16 protein-coding genes are annotated in these 20,651 nt (G+C 41.5%); 3 read left to right on the forward strand and 13 right to left on the reverse strand.

The window, feature by feature from the left end; all coding sequences use genetic code 11:
* Positions 1–29: 29 nt before the first annotated feature.
* Genes ABJV04_RS21015 through ABJV04_RS21030 form a run of 4 tightly spaced genes read right to left on the reverse strand, consistent with a single transcriptional unit; the run spans position 30 to position 5,630 of the window.
* Positions 30–341, reverse strand: coding sequence for a DUF3240 family protein (locus ABJV04_RS21015; RefSeq protein WP_348493710.1), 312 nt, complete (start codon positions 339–341; stop codon positions 30–32).
* Positions 325–3,399 (reverse strand): efflux RND transporter permease subunit, encoded by a 3,075-nt coding sequence (locus ABJV04_RS21020; protein WP_348493712.1) that lies wholly within the window; start codon positions 3,397–3,399, stop codon positions 325–327. Before ABJV04_RS21020 ends, ABJV04_RS21015 begins: the two co-directional genes overlap by 17 nt.
* On the reverse strand, positions 3,400–4,437 hold the full coding sequence (locus ABJV04_RS21025; protein WP_348493713.1) for a hypothetical protein: 1,038 nt from the start codon (positions 4,435–4,437) through the stop codon (positions 3,400–3,402).
* On the reverse strand, positions 4,434–5,630 hold the full coding sequence (locus ABJV04_RS21030) for a TolC family protein (RefSeq protein ID WP_348493714.1): 1,197 nt from the start codon (positions 5,628–5,630) through the stop codon (positions 4,434–4,436). The genes ABJV04_RS21025 and ABJV04_RS21030 overlap by 4 nt, the downstream gene beginning before the upstream one ends.
* Positions 5,631–5,775: 145 nt before the next feature.
* On the opposite strand from ABJV04_RS21030, the gene ABJV04_RS21035 reads away from it, so the two are divergent.
* The gene (locus ABJV04_RS21035) at positions 5,776–6,267 is read left to right on the forward strand and encodes a LuxR C-terminal-related transcriptional regulator (protein WP_348493715.1); all 492 of its coding nucleotides are present in this window, start codon (positions 5,776–5,778) and stop codon (positions 6,265–6,267) included.
* 8 nt (positions 6,268–6,275) lie between these two features.
* Here ABJV04_RS21035 and ABJV04_RS21040 read toward each other — a convergent pair whose 3' ends face one another.
* Positions 6,276–7,391, reverse strand: a complete 1,116-nt coding sequence (locus ABJV04_RS21040) for a polysaccharide lyase family 7 protein (protein WP_348493717.1) — start codon at positions 7,389–7,391, stop codon at positions 6,276–6,278.
* Between the two features lie 191 nt (positions 7,392–7,582).
* On the opposite strand from ABJV04_RS21040, the gene ABJV04_RS21045 reads away from it, so the two are divergent.
* A complete protein-coding gene (locus ABJV04_RS21045; protein ID WP_348493719.1) occupies positions 7,583–8,278 on the forward strand; it encodes an MnmC family methyltransferase in 696 nt (231 codons plus the stop codon).
* A gap of 2 nt (positions 8,279–8,280) precedes the next feature.
* Here ABJV04_RS21045 and ABJV04_RS21050 read toward each other — a convergent pair whose 3' ends face one another.
* Together ABJV04_RS21050 and ABJV04_RS21055 are read right to left on the reverse strand one after the other, a co-directional pair.
* Positions 8,281–11,448: an EAL domain-containing protein gene (locus tag ABJV04_RS21050; protein ID WP_348493721.1), complete on the reverse strand. Its 3,168-nt coding sequence runs from the start codon at positions 11,446–11,448 to the stop codon at positions 8,281–8,283.
* Between the two features lie 191 nt (positions 11,449–11,639).
* Positions 11,640–12,347, reverse strand: a complete 708-nt coding sequence (locus tag ABJV04_RS21055) for a DUF1499 domain-containing protein (RefSeq protein ID WP_348493723.1) — start codon at positions 12,345–12,347, stop codon at positions 11,640–11,642.
* Positions 12,348–12,474: 127 nt separating this feature from the next.
* On the opposite strand from ABJV04_RS21055, the gene ABJV04_RS21060 reads away from it, so the two are divergent.
* On the forward strand, positions 12,475–13,284 hold the full coding sequence (locus ABJV04_RS21060; RefSeq protein ID WP_348493725.1) for a sterol desaturase family protein: 810 nt from the start codon (positions 12,475–12,477) through the stop codon (positions 13,282–13,284).
* Here the strand turns inward: ABJV04_RS21060 and ABJV04_RS21065 are convergent.
* The 6 genes from ABJV04_RS21065 to ABJV04_RS21090 all read right to left on the reverse strand — a co-directional run bounded on the left by ABJV04_RS21065 (position 13,281) and on the right by ABJV04_RS21090 (position 20,648).
* On the reverse strand, positions 13,281–13,898 hold the full coding sequence (locus tag ABJV04_RS21065; protein ID WP_348493727.1) for a CDP-alcohol phosphatidyltransferase family protein: 618 nt from the start codon (positions 13,896–13,898) through the stop codon (positions 13,281–13,283). The two genes, ABJV04_RS21060 and ABJV04_RS21065, sit on opposite strands and share 4 nt — an antisense overlap.
* A gap of 64 nt (positions 13,899–13,962) precedes the next feature.
* Positions 13,963–14,625, reverse strand: a complete 663-nt coding sequence (locus ABJV04_RS21070; protein WP_348493729.1) for an ATP-binding cassette domain-containing protein — start codon at positions 14,623–14,625, stop codon at positions 13,963–13,965.
* Positions 14,612–16,267 carry an ABC transporter permease subunit gene (locus tag ABJV04_RS21075; RefSeq protein ID WP_348493731.1) on the reverse strand — a complete coding sequence of 552 codons (1,656 nt, stop codon included), beginning with the start codon at positions 16,265–16,267 and terminating at the stop codon, positions 14,612–14,614. The genes ABJV04_RS21070 and ABJV04_RS21075 overlap by 14 nt, the downstream gene beginning before the upstream one ends.
* Positions 16,243–17,331, reverse strand: coding sequence for an ABC transporter substrate-binding protein (locus ABJV04_RS21080; protein WP_348493816.1), 1,089 nt, complete (start codon positions 17,329–17,331; stop codon positions 16,243–16,245). The genes ABJV04_RS21075 and ABJV04_RS21080 overlap by 25 nt, the downstream gene beginning before the upstream one ends.
* A gap of 124 nt (positions 17,332–17,455) precedes the next feature.
* Positions 17,456–18,370 carry a DUF547 domain-containing protein gene (locus ABJV04_RS21085; RefSeq protein WP_348493733.1) on the reverse strand — a complete coding sequence of 305 codons (915 nt, stop codon included), beginning with the start codon at positions 18,368–18,370 and terminating at the stop codon, positions 17,456–17,458.
* A gap of 136 nt (positions 18,371–18,506) precedes the next feature.
* A complete protein-coding gene (locus tag ABJV04_RS21090; protein ID WP_348493734.1) occupies positions 18,507–20,648 on the reverse strand; it encodes an FAD-dependent oxidoreductase in 2,142 nt (713 codons plus the stop codon).
* Positions 20,649–20,651: the final 3 nt, after the last annotated feature.

Genomic DNA, 20,651 nt, shown 5'->3' on the forward strand with positions numbered 1-20,651 from the left:
TGTAAATGCCAGTGTATTGCAGCTAAAGTTTAAAGCAGTCCTTGCTCTATAACAGGCACGCACCAAAATCGAATGTTGTTGTGGGGACTGATGGTTCTGATATGTGCCAATAAATCTTGGTAATGAGTTGAATCATGTAAAAGTTCAAATCGATAAAAATCTCGATAACCTTCTACTTGTTCTTGAATGTTATATTGATGGTGTTGAGCACTATAACCCTGAATTTTACTCAAACTAAAGCCTGATAATGTCTCTTGACCGATTAATCTATCGACTAATTTATCCTTTAGTTGTTCTGGCACTATGGCTATAAGTAATTGAAAGTTATTGTTTTCTTGCATTTTTATTCTCCATCCAATTATACAGCACAGGCAATAAGTATAAAGTGGTTAATGTAGAGGTAAATAAACCACCAATCACTACAATAGCCAGAGGTTTTTGAATTTCTGCTCCGGGGCCAGAAGCAAATACTAAAGGTGCAAGGCCGAACATGGCGGTCATTGCGGTCATTAACACTGGCCTTAAACGACGTGTTGCACCATCAATTGTGCGGATAAGTACATCACGGATTTCCATTTTGGTTTGTTCAAAATAGCTGACCATTACCACACCATTTAATACTGAGATCCCCAGTAGGGCGATAAACCCCACAGATGCCGGTACAGACAAATATTGACCACTAATAAATAAGGCGAAAATACCACCCATGACCGCAAACGGGACATTCACTAATATAAGAGCCGATTTTTGCAATGAACCAAAGGTAGTAAACAAAATGATTAATATCAGCAACAGTGAGATGGGGACAACCATCATCAGGTTATTGGTCGCCCGTTGTTGATTTTCGAATTCACCACCAAAGCTAAGCACATAGCCGGATGGCAATGCTAAGTTGTTGGCAAGGGTTTGTTTTAATTCTTCAACAAATCCCACGATATCACGGCCAGTGACATTGGTGGTGACCACTGAAAAGCGGTTGCTGTTTTCTCGCTCAACTAAAACCGGTCCTTGTTTAAAGTTAATATCTGCAATTTCATATAAAGGCACTAAAGTGGCATCCGGTAATAAAATCAAATTGTTTCTAATTTCATCCAAGGTCCCAGGACGCAGTGCGGTATTGGCCGATGTAGCAAATACCACCGGGGTCTTGCGTTTGCCTTGAATTATTTCGGAGATCGCCACGGTTTCAAATTGTGAACGTAAATAGTCAGACAGTTCAGTTATGTTCATCCCATAACGTTGGGCAACTTCTGGTTTGAGGCGAATATTTAAAAACTCTCCACCTTCGGTCACTGCCGTATTGACATCAACACTGCCTGTGGTGGCTCTGGTTATTTCAGTGATACGAGAGGCTAAATGCGCCAACTCGGTTAGATCCTGGCCAAATACCTTAATGGTCACATCGCCAGTGCTACCAGTGAGCATTTCTGAAACTCGCATTTGAATCGGTTGAGTGAAACCAAAGTTAATGCCTGGAAACTGTTTTAGTACATCCCGAATAGCATCCACTAACTCTGATTTAGTACTAAATCGCCATTGGGATGGCGGTGTTAACTCCATAAATATATCGGTCTCGTTGAGGCTCATGGGATCTAAGCCAATTTCGTCGGCACCAACGCGAGCAACAATTTGATTAATTTCAGGTATCTGTTCAAGCAATGCATTTTGAATTTGAATATCCAGTGCAGTAGACGCTTTCAAGGTTATATTCGGCGTTTTTTCAAGCTGTACAATAATATCGCCTTCGTCCAATACTGGCATAAAGGTTTTACCTAAATAAACAAACTGAACCCCACTAATACCCAGTGCAACCAGTATGCCGATGATCAGCCAAGTAGGGCGGGCTAATACCTTAGACAAGGTGCGACTATAAGCACTTTTTAAAGCGCTAAGAAAACGAGGGTCTTTGGCGTCATGTTGTTTAATTAAGACTGAAGCCAATGCAGGAATAACGGTTAATGACAGCAGCAGTGCACAAAACATGGCAAATACAATTGTCATCGCCACGGGTTTAAAGAGTTTTCCTTCCAGACCGGTCAATGTGAGCAGCGGTGAAAATACGATGATGACTATAATGGTGCCAGAAGCCACTGGCACAGCCACATCTTTACAGGCTCGAAATATTAGGTGTAATTTCGGTAATGGCGTTTTCTTACTGAGTTGATTAACCACGTTCTCTACCACCACCACCGATGCATCAACTAGCATGCCGATAGCAATAACAAGACCGCCTAAACTCATTAAGTTGGCGGACATATTCACGCTGTCCATTAACCAAAATGTACTCAATGCTGAAAGGGGCAGTATCATTGACACAACCAATGCTGCTCGAATATTCCCTAAAAATAGAGTTAATACAATAATGACCAGAATTACCGCAATCAACAGCGCTTCTTGAATGGTGCCTATGGCGGTGTCGATTAAATTTTTACGGTTGTAAAAAACATTAATTTGCGAACCTTCAGGTAAAGTCTTTTCAATCTGTTTTAGTTTCTCTGTTACCCCTTCAATGACCTGGGCGGTATTGGCATTCTTCAGTGAAATAACAATGGCCTCAGTGGTTTCTTGACCATTGCGTGTAACAGAACCATAACGGGTTAAGTGACCGACACTGACCTCTGCCACATCCGACAAACGTATGCTATGTTGCCCACTGGATTTGATTTGCATATCTCGAATTTGCTCTATGCTCTCAACCCGTCCCTCACCACGAATAATGAGCGCATCGTTACCTATATCCAAACGACCAATATTACCATTTAGGTTAGTTGCCTGAATGTGCTCGGCCAATTGGGTGAAAGATAAACCTATGGCTGACAGTTTTACGGGATCCGGCGTAATCTGATAGGTTTTTGCGAAGCCACCTAAAATATTAACATCGGCAACCCCATCTATGGTTCTAAGTAGCGGTCGGATTTCCCACTCCAGTATTTGTCTACGTTCAAGCAGGCTTAGCTTGGGGTTTTCTAATGAAAACATGAACATTTCACTCAAGGGAGTGCTCATTGGCGCAATACCACCTTCAAGACCTGCGGGCAGTGTGCTCAAAATATTGTTTAAGCGCTCCGCGACTTGTTGTCTGGCCCAGTAAATGTCGGTGCCCTCGATAAAATCAAGAGTAATGTCGGTAATCGCATATTTGGTAGTAGAGCGCAGAATTTGTTGGTTTGGGATCCCCAATAACTCCGTTTCAAGGGGCAGGGTAACTTGAGCTTCAATTTCTTCGGCTGTCATCCCTGGCGCTTTTAAGATGACTTTCACCTGTGTGGGGGAAATATCAGGAAAGGCGTCGATGGGAATATTCATCCACGAGACCACGCCTGTCATCATTACCCCAACGGCCAATAATAAAATGAACACCCGTTGGGTAAGGGATAAGCGTATCAACTTAGCTAACATTTATTCACTCCCCAAACCTAACAACATACCCTGAGCGGCGCTAACGGAGCTGATGAGTATCGAGCTATTTGTTAAGGGTGTTTCACTGGTGACCGTATAGTTTTGACCACGGCTACTGGTGAGGTTGATCTTAACGGGCTGTAATTGATCTGCGGATTTCACAAATACAAACTGGGCGCCGTTCAAGGAAAAAACCGACTGTTTAGGCACCAAGTAAGCCTGTTGTTTAAAAAATGGTGTGACTGATACGCTCTGTCCTAAATTGTAAGGGCACTGAGCTGTTAAAGGTTCGCTCCATACCTTAGTAGACAGCTGTGTTGTAACACTTTCGACGGCGCTTATATTTAGCCTACATTGAGGAGATGGAGTGGTTAAATAAGCAAGATTAGCTACTTGTTCATGAGGTATATTAAAGCTCAACCTGATACTTTCCAAGGGAATGGCTCGGGCAATAACGTCACCTTCAGTTAATGATGCAAAGTGAGTGTAATGCACTACGCCGTGAATGGGGGTTTTTAAGGTTAAGGTTTCTGTTTCTTCATCAAAGCCCGCCACCAATTCAAAAAAGTGCTGCATTTCGTCATATTCGAGTTTGGTTGCAAAATAGGCTTTGCTGATGTCTAACCAGGCTTGTTGCGAGATAGATGCCTGGGCAAACAATGCTTTATTCTTTTGATATTGTTGTTTGCTGAGGTCAAATAATGACTTTTTGAGCTGATACTGACTAAAATAGTGATGTACTTCTGGTCCGCTTAACTCCACAAAATTCTCACCAACATTGAGTGTTGTGCCTACCGGGTGCAGAAAATGAACCTGCTGAGCCGTTAACGGCGAGCGAATTGTGTAACCTTCACCGGGTAATTCCGACACTTCACCTAAAGTCGCTCGCCCAGCATATTCATTAACTGCTTCTACTTGTTTTGTAAGCAGTGCTAAATCCTTAAGATCCGTTATATCAAGCCTCAGCTGTTGTGCCGAAACGGAAGTGATGGCCATTAAACTGGTGGCAATAAAAATAGATTTTGCGAAACCTTTCATAAGGATTTTCCTGCTGCTTGATTAAGTGTGGCTATATTTTTGGCTAAATTAATTTGGTTAATGGCATATTGACCTTGGATTTCTACAACTTCTAAGGTTCGTCTTAATATCCACTCTTGTTCTGTTGTATTGGCTTTAAGTAACTTATCTAAGGTGGGTTGCAGCTTCTGAGTTAAGAGTAACGATTTCTTAAGTAAGCTTTCTCGTGCCTCGCTCAGCTCCAATTGAGCTTTAGCATTACTGATAGCTTGTTGAATTTGTTGTTGTAAGCGATTTCGTTCTAGCGCATATTGAGATTGCATCAGCATAAATTGGTTATACTGAGTAGGTGTAAAGTTGTTTCCAATTGATAGAGATATATCTAGTCCTACCCCTAATTGATTGTCGCTAATACCTGCTGTTTCATTGTGTTTAGCAAATAGCGAAAGATTCCAAGGTTTTGCATGGTTGGACGCTGCATTAATTTGTGCAATGTTTGCTTGCCAGGTCGCATCTAGGGCCTGAATATCAGGGTGCAAGTTAATTGCACCTGCATGTTCATTGTAGAGAGCCTCGATAGTATTCTCTGGCAGGATTTTCAATCCAGTTAGCGCCGAATATTGAGCCAATAACCTTTGGGTTTGATTCTGGTGCGTTAATAAGGAGAGTTGAACCTGTATGCTTTCTTGTTGGATCAATAAGGTTAGATAGGCGGGGGTGTTCCCAGCTTCCTCTAGTAGCGTATAATGGGAAAGTAATTTATTTAAAACAGTCAGTTTTTGCTGCTCTTGTTTAGCGTAAACGTGCTGCAGTTTATATTCCCAAATAATAAATCTGATCAGTCCTGATAAGTATAAAGCTTGTTGTTGTAACGCTTGTTGTTGAATTATCGGCACTGAGCTTTGTAGTTGCTGGTCGATTTCAGTTTGTAAACGAGACTTTATGGCTAGATTCAAGCTGAGTTCGGCTTCTTTGCTACCGAGGTTTTGCTGGTTGTGCATATATAAAAGTCCCACACTCGGGGGGCTAGCCAACCAAGAATCTGTGGGTTGTTGAATGGTGATTTTTGATGAGTTTTGTTTGTTGTCTCGCTGGTGAACTTCTAACGCGGCATCTAGAACATCATTGAGGGTTAATTGCGTAGCAAACACCCATGAAGGCCATAAAAGCACCAAGGCTAAAATGAATTTTTGGATTGTTGATAGGTAATACATTGAATTGTGCAGCTCACTCCTGAAGTCAGTATCTATATTATTGATATCAGTAGGCTATTTAACAATAAACACATGTAGGACAGGGCATCGAACATATGTTCGATAGAGTCGAGTTAGGGGTAAAATTTAAATAGTTGGAGTGTAAATGAAAGATAGAATTATCATTTTGGTGCTAATTACAATCATGGTACTTAATGCCATGGATGTGTTTGTCGATATTACGCTAAATGTGCCTCTTTGGCATGTGTTAGGGGAAACTATAATTGTTATTGTGTCAGCTATTGGAGCTTTACTGCTTATTCACGATTTGCGCTTGCGTTCTCGCTCATTAAATCGTTTAGCCACCAAACTTAAAGATGCAAATTTGCAAATTCAGACCCTCAGTGGCGAAATGGAAAGCGAACGCAAACATTATGGCCAAGTAATACAAGCTCAATTTAACGACTGGAATTTGACCTTGGGTGAACAACAGGTTGCGATATTGATTTTAAAGGGGTTAAGTTTAAAAGAAATCGCCTCTGTCAGAGAAACAAAAGAGGCCACTGTTAGACAGCAAGCCTCAAGCTTATATCAGAAAAGTAACTTACATGGCCGACATGAGTTGTCGGCGTGGTTTTTAGAAGATTTTCTCAATTGATTGTAACGTTATTCCACCGCTGGTGGACTTAAGGTTAATTGACTAAAGGTAACTTGGGTATAGTCGCCATTATTCTTGTCAGTTTCCCAATCTCCCGTACCTAAACATCCTGCATACCATAGGCTGTCAGCTTGGTCTTTAGTACTGCACTGATTGTAGGCACCCGCTTTAAAGTAATGGGCGTCGCCTGCATACCCTAATGGATTATCTTTTTTATCAACCTTGCCATAAGCATCAACATTATTGGCAAGGTTTATTTGGTATTTCACATCATCTTTACCTTTTGCGCTAAACGTCAGATACATAGTGTTTTCGTACACATTTATGCGATAACTAAACTCTTCACCTAAAGCGATACCTGCATCTCCAGGTTCATTAGGATTCTCCCATGTGTTTCCCCACACTGGGTAGGCAATATCTGTGCGATTAGGATCTGTTTTAGGGAGGTTGCGTTCATAGTTCCAAAAAACCGAGCCTGTTTGATGGTTTGGCCACTTTTTAAAATAAATTTTTATGGGTTCGTTGCCCCAACCAAAACCTTGGTTTTTGGCAATGACTTTGTCGTCTTTGGTTGCATGAATTTGTCCTACCACCACTGAATAAGCTGCGGGAGTGTTGGGATTTTTTGCTCGCAAGGCCACATGGTCTACTTTCAGGGTTGCATCTATTTTGCTGCCAATTGAGGCAAACTTGGTAGCTAAAGGGTGCGCAGCTAATGCAAAGTTATTACCAGGAGCTTTGGTTTTTATTTTTTTATTGATACCACGGAAAGTTTGGCGTAATTCACTGCGTGTATTGCTTGATGAAGCTGTTGTAATTGCTTTGTTGGGAGTGGCGAAAACCATACCGCCGTTTTCATCTAAATAGAAAAAGTCAGGGTGCATATAGCTCTGGATTTCAGCAACATCGATCTCATCAATTTTGCCATTATTGTCCATATCCACAGGCACTGTAATTTTCCAGTTAGATAGATCAAATTTAGTCGCAGGAACTTTCTTATTGGATGCTGCGTTATAGCTAGGAGCATCCTTCATGTCAGTATTGGAACAGGCGATAACAAAAGACATTGATAAGGATACTATGGCGCTTGCTTGCGCAATTTTCTTAATTCGCAGTTTATTCATTCTGATCTCTTTAAAAATTCTCAATTAACTAATCTAATATTGTAACCAATTTTAAATTAAATACTTCACCATTTAACAAGGAAGTCGGTGGATATGACGGATTCTTTGTTAGCTCTATTTTTGTACTTAGTAAATCTGAAAATTATGTTAATCTGTGGGGTCGTTTCCTTACTTTTTTAGGCTCAATCAATATGCTCCCATGGGTTCAATTAGATTCCGCTGCCATTCCCAATGGTGGCGAAATGACACTTTCTCAACGAGGGAAAGAGTTTTCCATCCGATTAACGGGTAAACGCGGCGAATTAATGAATAGTCGCGTTTTTAATTCAGAAAAAGAACTTGCTAAGTTGGGTTGCGCTTACTTAAAAGACGCTGATAATGCTCATGTTCTAGTAGGTGGTTTAGGCATGGGGTACACTTTAGCTGAAACCTTAAAGGTCGTTAACCAAAGTGCTCAAGTTTCTGTGGCAGAGTTAGTTCCAGAAGTGGTTACTTGGAATCAAGGAGCATTGGGTGAATGTGCAAAGCGGCCACTTGATGATCCCCGTGCACGGGTTATTGTCGGCGATGTAAAGTTACTATTGTCTACCAAAAAACCAACATTTGATGCGATTTTACTGGATGTTGATAACGGTCCAGAAGGCCTTACCCATGGTGATAACAATTGGATTTATTCTACGCAGGGGCTCAAGGATATTTATCAGGTATTAAGACCAAAAGGTATGTTGGCTGTTTGGTCCGCAGGACCTGATTATTTATTTAGCGTGCGTCTAAAAGATGCAGGCTTTGACGTGGATACACGTGAAGTTAGCTCGCAGAAAAGAAAAGGGACTCAGCACAGTATATTTTTGGCTAGAAAAACACTCCATCATCATATTAATAAGTGATGTTAATCTTGATTATCATCCGACCATGTTTTCCAGACCTGTTCTGTCCTCCAGTTAGCTGACCACTCGATTATGTCCTGTGCGGGCATAGGACGCGCTATACCGTAACCTTGAGCCAGTTCACAACCCAGTTGCAGTAGAGTAATACCATGCTCAATGGTCTCTACTCCTTCAGCTATGACTTTTCGATTAAAGGATTTTGCAAGAGCAACTATGCCAGCTACTATGGCTCTGTCCTCGGGATTAATTAACATGTCTCGAATAAATATTTGGTCTATTTTGATTAAACTAGCAGGTAGTCTTCTCAAATAGGTTAATGACGAGTATCCCGTCCCAAAATCGTCTATGGCAAAACTAATACCTAACTTTATACACTTGTTCATTGTTTCGGACGCATCAAGCAAGTCACCCAAAGCACTGGTCTCGAGTACTTCAAGTTGCAAATAACTTGGGGAAATCTCAGGGTAAGCCATAAGCAGAGCTTTAAGTCGGTCGGCAAAATTACGTTGTTGAATTTGTAATGCACCCACATTCACGCTTATGGGAATCATGAGGTTGTTTTTTTGCCATTTGCCTAATTGTTGCAATGCTTCTTCAATTACCCATTCTCCCACCTCAATACTAAGTTGATGGTTCTCTATGTAGGGCAAAAATTCCGCTGGAGATAACAAACCACGCTGTGGATGTTGCCAACGAATCAGAGCCTCTGCACCAACAACTTCCCCTGTTTGCATATTGACTTTAGGTTGGTAAAACAGGACAAATTCGCGCTTGTTTAAAGCACTTTTGATGTTGAACAAGGTTTGGTTACGAACTTTAATCGCATCTTCAGATTTAATATCAAAAAGGTGGTAGCAGTTTTTACCCTTTTGTTTAGCTAAGTACATTGCTTGGTCAGCATGACGAATAAGTTGATCCGCATCTGTCTGGTCTGCTGGGTACAAGGTAACCCCAATACTTGCAGAAACTTTGAGAGTAAGGTTATCAATGGTTATAGGCACAGAAGCCGCTTTCAACATGCGATTAACTATGGGGATAAAATCTTGTTGTGTCTGCAGATCGGCTAACACAGCCACAAATTCATCGCCACCGAAACGGGATAAGGTATCGCATTCGCGCATCGTTTCTTTCAATCGAGAAGCGATAATAACCAGTAGTTCATCCCCTAAGCTATGCCCGTGGGAATCATTAATCTCTTTAAATCCATCCAAATCTAAAAATACTACCGCTAATAGCTTTTCGTTGCGTTTACTATGGGATATGGCGATTCTTAAACGGTCTGCTAACAATGTACGGTTTGGAAGGTCTGTCAAAACATCGTAGTGAGCCATATGTTCAAGCTTAAGTTGCTGCTCTTTAAACTCCGAAATGTCAGTAAAAATAGCCACATAGTTCTTAACATTACCATTTTCATCGTTAACTGCACTTATGGTTAGCAGCTGTGCGTAAATTTCATTGTTCTTGCGTTTATTCCATATTTCTCCGCACCAAAAGCCATGTTTAGAAATAGATAGCCATAGCTTTTGATAAAAATCATCAGACTGGCGATCAGACTTCAAAATACTAGGGTTCTTTCCTAAAACTTCTTCTTTTGCATAACCGGTAATATTGACGAAAGTTTGGTTTACATCAATTATATCGCCTTTAGTATCTGTAATGATGATGCCTTCACGGGCATGGGAGAATACACTTGCTGCTAATTTGAGTTGTTCCTCATTTTGCTTGTCTTTGGTCACATTTTGAACCAGAGAAGTCACGCCTACAACACTACCATGCTGATCCAGAATGGGTGTACTGTGCCATTCACACGTAATGATATCCCCGGCTTTGGTGAGATTCTCATTAGTATTATTTTCACCCCCTTTTTGGTTTAACAGTAACTGATAAATATTCCACAGTTCTTCTTGTAATTCAGGGAGTAAAATAAGGTCAGAAGCATGTTTACCGATAGCTTCATCAGCCTTGTAACCAAAAATTCTTTCGGCAGATTTATTCCACTTAGTGCAAATGAGGTTTTTATCCCATGAAATGCAACCGAGTGGTGTTTTTTTGATGTGTTCAGAAAATTCATTTTCACTTTTTATCAGTGATTTTTGACTGTTAAATAGTTGTCTTTCGGCATCTAGGCGTGTTTTCGCCATCACACTAAAGCGTCGTTGTAATGCTACTAATTCAGATGCACCCTGAAGGGGCAACGTTTTAATATCTTTTCCTTGTTCTAGATCTTTAGTGGATTGAATAAGGTTTCTTAAGGGGGTAACTAAGGTTTTTTGAATCCCTAAACTGGCGATAATAATCATTACAAATATGATAAAAAGTAAAGTTACGCCGGTTAAAATTAAACGCGAATTGATAGCGTCAATCTCTTCTTGAAAAGGAATTCCCACTATAATATTCACAAGTTCACTATCTGTGAACAATGGTTTTTTTATGTATATGCGTGATTGGTTATCGAGTTCTGATGCTGAATGATAGTGGTATAAACCTGGCTGAATCATCGATAGTTTTGTTCCTAATAAATCGGGATTACTAGGAAAAGCGGCAATGATTTTGTCTTCTCGGTCTGTAATGAAAGCAACTGAATTTGTAGGAAGTTGAGAATCAGAAAGTTGTTTACTCCACCAATCAAGAGACAGCACTGCGACGGCGATACTGACTAGTTCATTATTTACTGGATCAAAAACTGGATAGGCAAAGTTTATGCTGGCTACATTTGCCGCCCGATCTATTTGATATTCCCCGATGGAAAATTGCCTTGTTGAAATAGCTTGTTGAATATATGGACGGTCTGCGACGTTTATCGTTTCGTCGAGGAAGTTGGGGTTGGCGTTACAAATTAAGTCGCCATTGGCTTTAGGCACACCAATATTTATGTAGATATCGTTAATTTTTAAAATATCTGCCAAAAGGGCGCTACAATCTGGAGATTCAGGGGTTAACACCGCATCAAAAGTCGCTAGGTTCTTTAAAAAGTGTTCAGTTCGTTTAATTAGCAGAGATTGAAATGTCGTTGTTATCTCGGTGGTTTTAAGCGCTTCTTCTTGTGCTTCTTTAATCGCATGGTCACGCTCTATAACCGACATGTAAACCACTGCTAGTGCACCTGGTAACGCAACTAAACAAATGAGCAAGACTAATCTCGAGTGAATAGATTTTAAAAAACGTCTCATTTCTGAATCATTAAATCCTAATTAAAGTAACCAAAACGTTAGAATTCAAAGGCTGAAAGCATTGAATTAAAAAGCATAACAGGGAAGATACAATTTCTCAGAACTTGGCTAAATGTTAGCCCTAGTCCAATTTAGCTAAATAGAAAAAGCCCCATAGTTTTTCCCAGATAAAACTATGGGGCCGCGTACCGTTATAGATTATTGTTGATTGTAGTAAAGAGTTGCTGGATCCGCTCAGCATTTTTACCAAGGTCACTTCTTCCCACACGGGATTTACTGCGTATATCAACAATAGTGTCTGCACCAGAGGTGACAATTCGCACTACCACATCATCTTTGAAGCCAAACCAAGCGGTAGTATCCGTAGCTTCAATTATACCTAATGATTTGTCTGCATTGACGAGTTCCCAACCCAATTCTTTTATGGCTGCCTCTGTTGCAGAAAAGACCTGCGAGGAAGGCTCAGAGTATATTTGAGAGGTTAGTTGTGGGTAAGCTTCTTTTTGCTGTTTAGCCGTTTCTTCACCTGCATACTCAACTGGATTAGGTGCATCAGCGCGCAGGGGAGCAATGGCGATAAATTTAGGTGGATTAGTAAGATCAGTTGAAATGTCATGAATAGGAGGGACTGACTTTGCTTTGCTCATAATACTGAGGGGTAAGCCTACAGCCACTAATGCAAAAATTGCGGATACAGCCACATTCGCCCAGCTAATATTTTTCCGTAAAAAGATCACTTGAATTAAAATTAGCACAATAGCGCCAATACCTGCAAAAACACCGTAACGTAAGGCCGTGAATGCGGGACCTAACTCTAAAATTCCAAATTTGTATAGAGGGCCAGGTAGGGCAACAAGTAAAATAGCAAGAAAGCTAATGAGGCTAACCAAGGTCTTCATAATGTGAACTCCGAACTTAATGTATTATTGTTGGTTTATCGGCTTATGATATATGAACATGTAAGTATGGTCAGTAATTGTTTTAATCTTTGTTTTTTAATCAGTTTTTAAGTGGTATTAAAATTTTATGCAAAATGAAGCTTGGTTACGAATAGGTAGCTTTTTAACGGTATTGGTAGTGATGATGGTATGGGAGGCATTATTGCCCAATAGAGTTTCTCCTGTGCCTCGCTCGAAAAGGTGGCTTAGCAACTTCTTTCTGGTTTTTTGTGGTGCGCTGGTTGGTCGCTTGATGGTTCCAGCAGGGTTGGCTGTGGTCGCTATTTACGCAAATAATATTCACTTTGGGGTGTTTAATATCCTAGGGCTGCCAGATTGGTTGGCTATTTTCTTATCTGTGGTCATGCTTGACTGCTTAATTTATTGGCAGCACCGTGTTTTTCATCGTGTGCCCATTTTGTGGCGGTTGCATAAAGTTCATCATGCCGATCCTCATCTCGACGCTTCCACTGGTCTACGTTTCCACCCCATCGAAATCGCTTTAAGTTTATTGGTTAAAGCGTTGGGGATATTGATACTTGGTATACCGGTGGAGGCTATTCTTATATTCGAAATACTGCTCAATGCCAGCGCTATTTTTAATCACAGTAATATTAAACTACCCAATTGGTTAGAGTGGCCGTTACGCAAACTTATCGTTACTCAAGCCATGCATCGTATTCATCACAGTCAAGTAGTAAAAGAGACCGATAGTAACTATGGTTTTTGTTTGTCCATTTGGGATCGCCTTTTTAACAGTTATACTAAACAAGCTAAGGCAGGGGATGATGGACTGGTGTTGGGATTAAAGGAATATACAGATGAGGCTAGCAATACCGGGATTAGCACTGTGTTATTAATGCCATTTGGTGATAAACCCAGTAACAATAACCATTAGTCTTTGGTGGCCAAAAGCGTGCGGTAACCAACCCAAATGCGGATGATTGCAGTTAACCAACATATAACTGCAAACACACTGGCGATGAGTACAAAGTGATTCGGCAACAAACAAAATAGACATAAGACTAAAATGGTTTCAAAGCCTTCCGCCAAACCACCCATATAATGCAAGCTTTTTTGTGGGTAGTTGGGGCTGTCGATACCATGTTTGCTTGCCATAATCGCAAAGGCTAAAAAGCTACCACCGGTGGCCATAAACGACAGCATAAGAAAGCTGCCAGCAACAGCATTTTCTACAGGGTTGGCACAGATAAACGCAAATACAATGGCAGAGTAAAAGATAAAGTCTAAAGTGATATCCAGAAAACCGCCGGCATCTGATGGCGTTGTTTCGCGGGCAATGGCACCGTCTAACCCGTCTCCTAATCGATTTAACAAAATTAGACACAGTGCCAAAAGATAGTGTCCAAATATGATTGCAGGTATGGCTAGCATACCAATAACAAAACCCACAAAGGTCACAGTATCAGCGTTAACACCTCTTTTTATTAACTGTTTAGCTAGGCTGCAAAGGGGTTTCTTCAAAAGCCGATTTAATAGCGGGTCAATCATAGTTTACCTTATTGAATATTGTTTGTGCCTGTGGACGAGTCACTATTTTATGTTCTTTTCATTATTATAGACTGCGATAAAAATCAGCTAAATCCATATGCTGAGCCTGGGGCGGTATGTTATTTAAATCGTGGCTGACCATAATACTGGGCACACCTTTGGTTCGGAGTTGAGAAAATGCCCATTGGCTTACTTGCTCGCTGGTATTCGGGTCCAGTGCAGCAAAAGGTTCGTCCATAAGCAGAGCCTTAGGTTCATTTGCCAAAGCTCTTACCAAACCTACCCGTGAGCGCTCGCCACCACTTAATTGTTCAACAAAGTGGTTGGCAACATAACCCATATCAATTTCGTTTAGCATATTAAGGGCAAGTTCACGACGCTGGTGCTGAGTTAGGCTTTTATCTTTTTCATTTTTCAAGTGAGAAGGCAGGGCGAAACAAATGTTGTCTATCACCCTTAGGTGGGGAAATAGATGCACATCTTGCATCAACAAGCCTAAACGGCGCTGCTCAATATTCAGGGGATTGAGCTGAATATCGTTTAATATTATTTCACCACTGACTTTTGCATGCTCTACTGTGTCCCCTAAAAGCCAATGTAAAAACGTCGATTTACCCATACCACTGGGGCCGGTTAGCACTAACAACTCCCCATTCTGTAGGCATATGTCTGGCAGCTCGATGCATCCATTTTCTATGAAAATCTGACAGTTATTAATGCGAAACATCGAAACTTCCTCTAAGGCGTTGTGATACTACACTGGCTAACAAAAAGGCCACAAAAGGCAATACAGCTTGAACCAACATGTAGATGGCAGTGATACTTTGTTCATTTCCTGTGGCAATCGCCACGGCTTCTGTGGTGATGGTGGTTACTCTTCCTGCACCAATCATTAAAGTGGGAATATATTGAGCAACACTCACAGAAAAGGCGATTGCGAGGGCACTTAACAGCGCAGGGCGCAATAACATGAAGCGAATTTTCCAAAACTGCTGCCAATAGTTGTAGCCAAAACTTGCTGCAACTAATTCATAACGGCGATCTAAACTTTGAAAAGGGCCACGCAACACTAAATAGCTATAAGCAAAGGTGAAAGGCAAGTGAGACATAATCACCCAGCCACTATGATATCCACCATGTATTGCTGTGTGGGATATTTGCCAACCATAAACCATGCTCAACTGGGGCAATAGAATAGCCATTAACCAAATATAATCCGGTAAGTAGTGTTTATTTTGACGTTGTAACTCCAAGGCCAATAAGGTGGTTAACACCCCAATAATTGCGCTACACAATGCAATGTAGAGGCTGTTGATGAGCGGTGCTTGGATAAAAAACCATTCGTCTTGCCATAAGGAAAAAGACCAATTGATCGCACTTGAGCTTTGCACAATCTCTTGATTATTCCAACCTAAAGACCAGACTAAAAAGGTGACTAAAATGGCAAGGGTTAATAGACTAAAAAAGCCAAGCCAATGGGTAAATAGGCGGCTTATGGGCACAATTTTTAGAGATGTCCGTTTTACAGCGTGACGACGTAATGTTGTGACCGACCACCACTCATGTAAATAAATCCCAGCAATTAACATACTCAGCAGGGCAATAAGCACTAGGTTACCAATAAAGGCAACGTTTTGCTCTTCAACAGTAAAACCTGTCTGCCAGTTGTAGAGTACAACCGCATAGAGTTCTGGGATATTAGGGCCAACCAACAAACTTATGTCTAGCACTGATAATGAATACGCCATGGCTGCGAGTAAGGCTAAACGTGATTGTTTCAATAAAACCGGAAAGACTAACAACCACCAACTCGCCATTTCACTATAGCCCAGAGCTCTGCCTTGTAATAACCAATTTTTAATGGGTAACTGACGACCAAGGGCGCTGAAGATTAAAAGGAAAAAGGGCACTTCTTTGATACTGATAGCAAGTAACATAGTGGCGATACTTTTATGGGGTAAGCCTAACCATTCTGGCGCAGTTGCGCCAAATATTCCCCACAAGGATGACCACAATAATCCGCCTGAACTAAATAGATAGACTAAACCCAGTGCGACGGCCAAATGAGGCAAGGATAATAGAGGCGCGAGACGTTTTTCCAGCGCTTGCCAACGAGGGTTAAAGCGATATTGACTGTACACCATAAACCCAATGTAAAGGGCTAATAAAGGCGCAAATAACGATAGAAAAAGCGTACTTAAAATAGATGATGCCAAGCCGTTATACGCAAAAAAATGGCTCACATCATCCCAGGAAATCGTCACCGACGGCCATAATCCGACGATGATACCAAACAAGGGGAGTCCTGCCACTAAGGTAACAATAAACCAGCCTGCGGTGAGGATTAAGCGCCGTATTTTTGTTGCCATTGATCTTCTATAACTTGCTGCCAAGAGCTATGCAATTCTTGTTGCGAGGGTAAGGTTGATGCTGGATCCAATAACGGGGTGATTACCGTTGGATCCCCCCAACTGCCTTGCAATTTTTGTTGCTGAGCTTGCTCACTTAGCAAGAAGTTAATCACAACTTTGGCAGCCGCAGGACTTTGGGCACCCTTTGGGATCGCCAAGTTGTGGCTATTCGTGATCGCCCCTTGGCTAAAATACAATCGCTGTGCCGATAAGGGCAGGCGCTGCTCTTTCTGTTCTTTAATCAATTGATTGGGATTGAAGCTCACCGTCAAATCTAGTGTTTTTTGCTGCAACAGTGCAAGTTGTTCTGTATTCGAGCTAGGGAAGGCCCGGCCTTGTTGCCAAATTAGAGGATGTAATTGGTCCAAATAATCCCACAGCAATGGTAACAATGTTGCTTGTGCTTCTGGGCTGGCATATGCAAATAAACGTGCATCGCTATCACTAAGGGCAACTAAAAGCTGCTTTAAAAATGTGGTGCCATGGAATTCCGGTGGTCGTGGGTAACTGAGTCGTCCTGGGAGCTGTTTAGCTGCTTGCAGAATACTTTCAGGGGTAATCTTGCGGTTTTGTGTTTCAAGGCTGTTAGTTGCCAAAAGACCGTTAGTGGCAATGATATTAAATTGACCCACGCCCCAAGGCACTTCAAAGCCATCAATGGGCACACCAAAATCATTTTCTAATGAAAGTGCTTGGGTTGCCAGTAATGCGGCATTGGGAATGCCTGTCCACAAATTTCCGAGTAATAATTCTTGTTGTTTTAAAAAGCTAAAATTCTCACCGTTTATCCAAAGTAAGTCGATGGCACTTTTGTTACCCGACTCGGCTTTTAAGCGACTGACGGCTTCACTGATATCCGCCACTTTGACATGGCGTAACCGCACCTTGTAACGACTCGCAACTTCCCGTGCTGCCCAGCGTAAATAATCATTTACCGGCTTTGAGCCACCCCAAGCGTAAAAATAGACAGTTTCTCCTTTGGCTTCATTTAAGGTTTTTTGCCATTGTGGGCTGTTTGCCATTTTAGTGGCGTTGGCAAGCTGCGCTTCTTGGCCATGGGCTAATGGCCATCCGCCTGTGGAGACAAGCAACAGCATAACAATGGCCAGAAGCATAGGATGTTTAACTGACATTATCTTGGGTACCTTAAAAGTTTGCCACATCATTTAAACGCCAATCATACTCTTTAAAGGAGATGGGGTAGTTGCCTTTTTTGATAATCTGTCTCTGCATCTGGGCATTACTGCTGTCTGCTTGGTTGGTCGTGCTAAGGCTAGGGATTAATGCATCACTGTAAACACTCAATACGTCATACAACGAGTTAAATCCTTTATCACCTTTCTCAAAGTCTTCGCGGTACCACATAAAAATAGATGAAAGGGACGCTTCAATTTGTTGACCATCAATGATGATTTCATTGCGACTCCCATCGGCTAAAAATAGCTGCATTTGACTATCCAGTTGGGAGTTTAGTTGGTCTGCCCTAAAGGCTTCATTCCGCAGAGGAGGGCAGGATACCGCAGCACAGACTAATGCACCATGAATACGAGGTTCTTTAAACCATTTTCGAATCATTTCGTGCTCAATGTCATCCAAGTTATGTGTTTTATCGAAAAGTGTGAAAAATTCTTTTTCCCATGGAGAGCTAAAAAAAGATCCTAGATCACGAATGGATTTGGCATCGCCTTGTTTGAACTCATGCCAATTATCAACAATGAGTTTTAAGGTGAAACCGTTGTATGCATTGATCAAAAAGCTCAATTGTTGCGACTCGCTCCAGTCATCAAACTGACTTTTACTGACAGCAGAAAATGTACTTAAAACGGCCTCTAAGGCGACGTTATTATTGGCAAGTTGTTGGTATTTTACACGGGTTTGTTTTTTGTCATCGGATACTTTCACCACTTGCGTCAGTAACTGATTGAAGTTGTCATAGCGGTGATTAAAAACATCCTCAACCCCTGCCGCCTGCGACTTCACACATACTAAAAGGGTCAATAGCACACTTGTCACAAGGGCTTTATTGCCGATTTTTATGATTTTACTTAAAAAACTAAACATATTAATTTCCGTTAAATATCCTTTATGGGAATAACTAAAAAAAAGCAGTTAAAAGCGGCTATGAAGAACTTGGTTAACAGCTTAAGCTGATATTTATCCTGGTTCATCAAAACCGCTTATTTATACACGCCCTAGATTAGCTACGACGCCAGGTGTGAAAACGCTCAACCCACGCCAATAATTTTTCAGGTGCGTTGTTTTTCTTCCAGTTTCCTGCAACATTTTTATTGGCTTCAGCCATGGTTGGATATATATGAATAGTACCCAAAAGTTTATTTAATCCTAAACCATGCTTCATGGCTAACACGAACTCGGCTAATAACTCGCCAGCGTTAGCACCAACGATAGTTGCCCCTAAAATCTTATCTTTGCCTGGTTTGGTTAACACTTTTACAAAACCGCGGGCGTGATCATCAGCCAGTGCTCGGTCTAGTCCGCCAATATCATAACGAGTGACTTCCACTTCAATTCCTTTTTCCTTAGCCGCCACTTCATTTAGGCCCACAGTGGCAATTTCTGGCTCAGCAAAGGTTGCCCAAGGAATTACGCTGTAATCCACCTTAAAGACTTTAAAGGGTCTGAATAACGCATTAACCGCTGCATACCAAGCTTGATGGCTGGCAGTGTGGGTGAATTGAAAGGGACCTGCAACATCACCGGCAGCCAATATATTCGGGTACTTAGTTTGTAAAAAGTCATTGGTAACAACAGTGCGGTCGGTTTCAATACCTAGTTTGTCTAAACCGAAACCTGTCAGGTTGGCTTGACGGCCAACGGCAACCAGTATTTTATCAAAGGGGATACGTTCTTGTTTTCCTTCAAATTCAACCACTAACACATTGCCTTCGCTGGTGGTTTCAACTGCCATTGCACTAGTGTTAAGACGTAAATCAATGCCATCTTTTTCAAGCTGAATTTGTAAATGTTTAGCCGCATCAGGGTCTTCTTTACTTAAAACCTGCTCGCCACGTTCAATTTGGGTTACATGGGTTCCCAATCGTCCAAATGCTTGAGATAGCTCACAACCAATTGGGCCACCACCAAGCACGATCAAGCGCTTCGGTTGTTCCTGGATCTCCCAGAGGTTGTCGGCGGTTAAATAATCAATGTCTTTTAACCCTGGAATATCAGGCACAAAGGCACGGGCACCAGTAGCGATAACAATATTGCGAGTGGTTAGGGATTGCACCCCGTCTTCGGTTTGAATATCTACCTGCCATGGAGACACTATAGTTGCTTCGCCTATGGCTACATTTACGCCTAGTGACTCATACCTTTCCACTGAATCATGGGGTTCAATCGATTTAATCACGCTATGTACTTTGTTCATCACCGCTTTAAAATCGACTTTTGGTGCGTCATAAGTAACACCGGCGTTTTGAGAGGTGTGGTGGATATGCGCTAACTTACTGGCGTGCAGCAAACTCTTAGAAGGTACACATCCGGTATTCAAACAATCGCCACCCATTTTATGACGCTCAACTAAGGTAACCTTAGCCTTAACTGCAGCAGCAATATAAGCGGTAACTAGCCCTGCAGATCCTGCGCCTATCACTATCAAATTACGATCGAATTTTTTCGGTTTTTTCCAGCCTTTATACACACGACGTTGTTGTAATGCGCTGAGCATAAATTTAGCTAGGATAGGGAAGATACCTAACAGCACAAAAGATAAAATTAAATCGCCAGAAATGATGTCGGACAGTTGGTTAATTTCAACCAGCTGGGTACCGGCATTTACGTATACGGCTGTACCAATTAACATTCCCACTTGGCTAACCCAATAGTAAGTCCAGGTTTTAATACTGGTGACACCCATTACTAAGTTAATGATAAAGAAAGGGAATATAGGAACTAAGCGTAGACTCAATAGATAGAATGCGCCGTCTTTTTCAATACCTTTATCAATAGACTCTAGCTTTTTTGAGAAAGTACTTTTCACCCAATCACGTAACAAGAAACGTGAAGCTAGGAAGGCTAAAGTTGCGCCAATACTTGAGGCAAATGATGCAAGTAACAAACCCCAACCAAAGCCAAATAAAGCGCCTGCGCCTAGGGTCAGAATAGCTGCGCCTGGCACGCTTAAAGCCGTTGCAACAGCATAAATAATTAAGTAGCCAAAAAATGCCACTAACCAGTTAGCTTCAATGTATCCAGCCAATGATTGTTGATTGCTTTTTAAGCTTTCTAGGGTGAGGTATTGGTTAAGATCAAAGATAAAAAAGCTGGCGATTAACGCAGCAATTACAATGACCAATATTAAACGTTTACTGTTCATCTT

The sequence above is a fragment of the Aliiglaciecola sp. genome (assembly GCF_039982535.1).
In the GTDB taxonomy this organism is placed as follows: Bacteria; Pseudomonadota; Gammaproteobacteria; order Enterobacterales; family Alteromonadaceae; genus Aliiglaciecola.

What these genes read in the sequence shown, in the direction of transcription:
- ABJV04_RS21055 (WP_348493723.1), bottom strand. Translation starts at nt 12,347, where the DNA reads ATGAAGACCTTGGTTAGCCTCATTAGCTTTCTTGCTATTTTACTTGTT.
- ABJV04_RS21015 (WP_348493710.1), bottom strand. Translation starts at nt 341, where the DNA reads ATGCAAGAAAACAATAACTTTCAATTACTTATAGCCATAGTGCCAGAA.
- ABJV04_RS21065 (WP_348493727.1), bottom strand. Translation starts at nt 13,898, where the DNA reads ATGATTGACCCGCTATTAAATCGGCTTTTGAAGAAACCCCTTTGCAGC.
- ABJV04_RS21090 (WP_348493734.1), bottom strand. Translation starts at nt 20,648, where the DNA reads ATGAACAGTAAACGTTTAATATTGGTCATTGTAATTGCTGCGTTAATC.
- ABJV04_RS21080 (WP_348493816.1), bottom strand. Translation starts at nt 17,331, where the DNA reads ATGGCAAACAGCCCACAATGGCAAAAAACCTTAAATGAAGCCAAAGGA.
- ABJV04_RS21030 (WP_348493714.1), bottom strand. Translation starts at nt 5,630, where the DNA reads ATGTATTACCTATCAACAATCCAAAAATTCATTTTAGCCTTGGTGCTT.
- ABJV04_RS21060 (WP_348493725.1), top strand. Translation starts at nt 12,475, where the DNA reads ATGCAAAATGAAGCTTGGTTACGAATAGGTAGCTTTTTAACGGTATTG.
- ABJV04_RS21050 (WP_348493721.1), bottom strand. Translation starts at nt 11,448, where the DNA reads ATGAGACGTTTTTTAAAATCTATTCACTCGAGATTAGTCTTGCTCATT.
- ABJV04_RS21075 (WP_348493731.1), bottom strand. Translation starts at nt 16,267, where the DNA reads ATGGCAACAAAAATACGGCGCTTAATCCTCACCGCAGGCTGGTTTATT.
- ABJV04_RS21020 (WP_348493712.1), bottom strand. Translation starts at nt 3,399, where the DNA reads ATGTTAGCTAAGTTGATACGCTTATCCCTTACCCAACGGGTGTTCATT.
- ABJV04_RS21070 (WP_348493729.1), bottom strand. Translation starts at nt 14,625, where the DNA reads ATGTTTCGCATTAATAACTGTCAGATTTTCATAGAAAATGGATGCATC.
- ABJV04_RS21085 (WP_348493733.1), bottom strand. Translation starts at nt 18,370, where the DNA reads ATGTTTAGTTTTTTAAGTAAAATCATAAAAATCGGCAATAAAGCCCTT.
- ABJV04_RS21025 (WP_348493713.1), bottom strand. Translation starts at nt 4,437, where the DNA reads ATGAAAGGTTTCGCAAAATCTATTTTTATTGCCACCAGTTTAATGGCC.
- ABJV04_RS21035 (WP_348493715.1), top strand. Translation starts at nt 5,776, where the DNA reads ATGAAAGATAGAATTATCATTTTGGTGCTAATTACAATCATGGTACTT.
- ABJV04_RS21045 (WP_348493719.1), top strand. Translation starts at nt 7,583, where the DNA reads ATGCTCCCATGGGTTCAATTAGATTCCGCTGCCATTCCCAATGGTGGC.
- ABJV04_RS21040 (WP_348493717.1), bottom strand. Translation starts at nt 7,391, where the DNA reads ATGAATAAACTGCGAATTAAGAAAATTGCGCAAGCAAGCGCCATAGTA.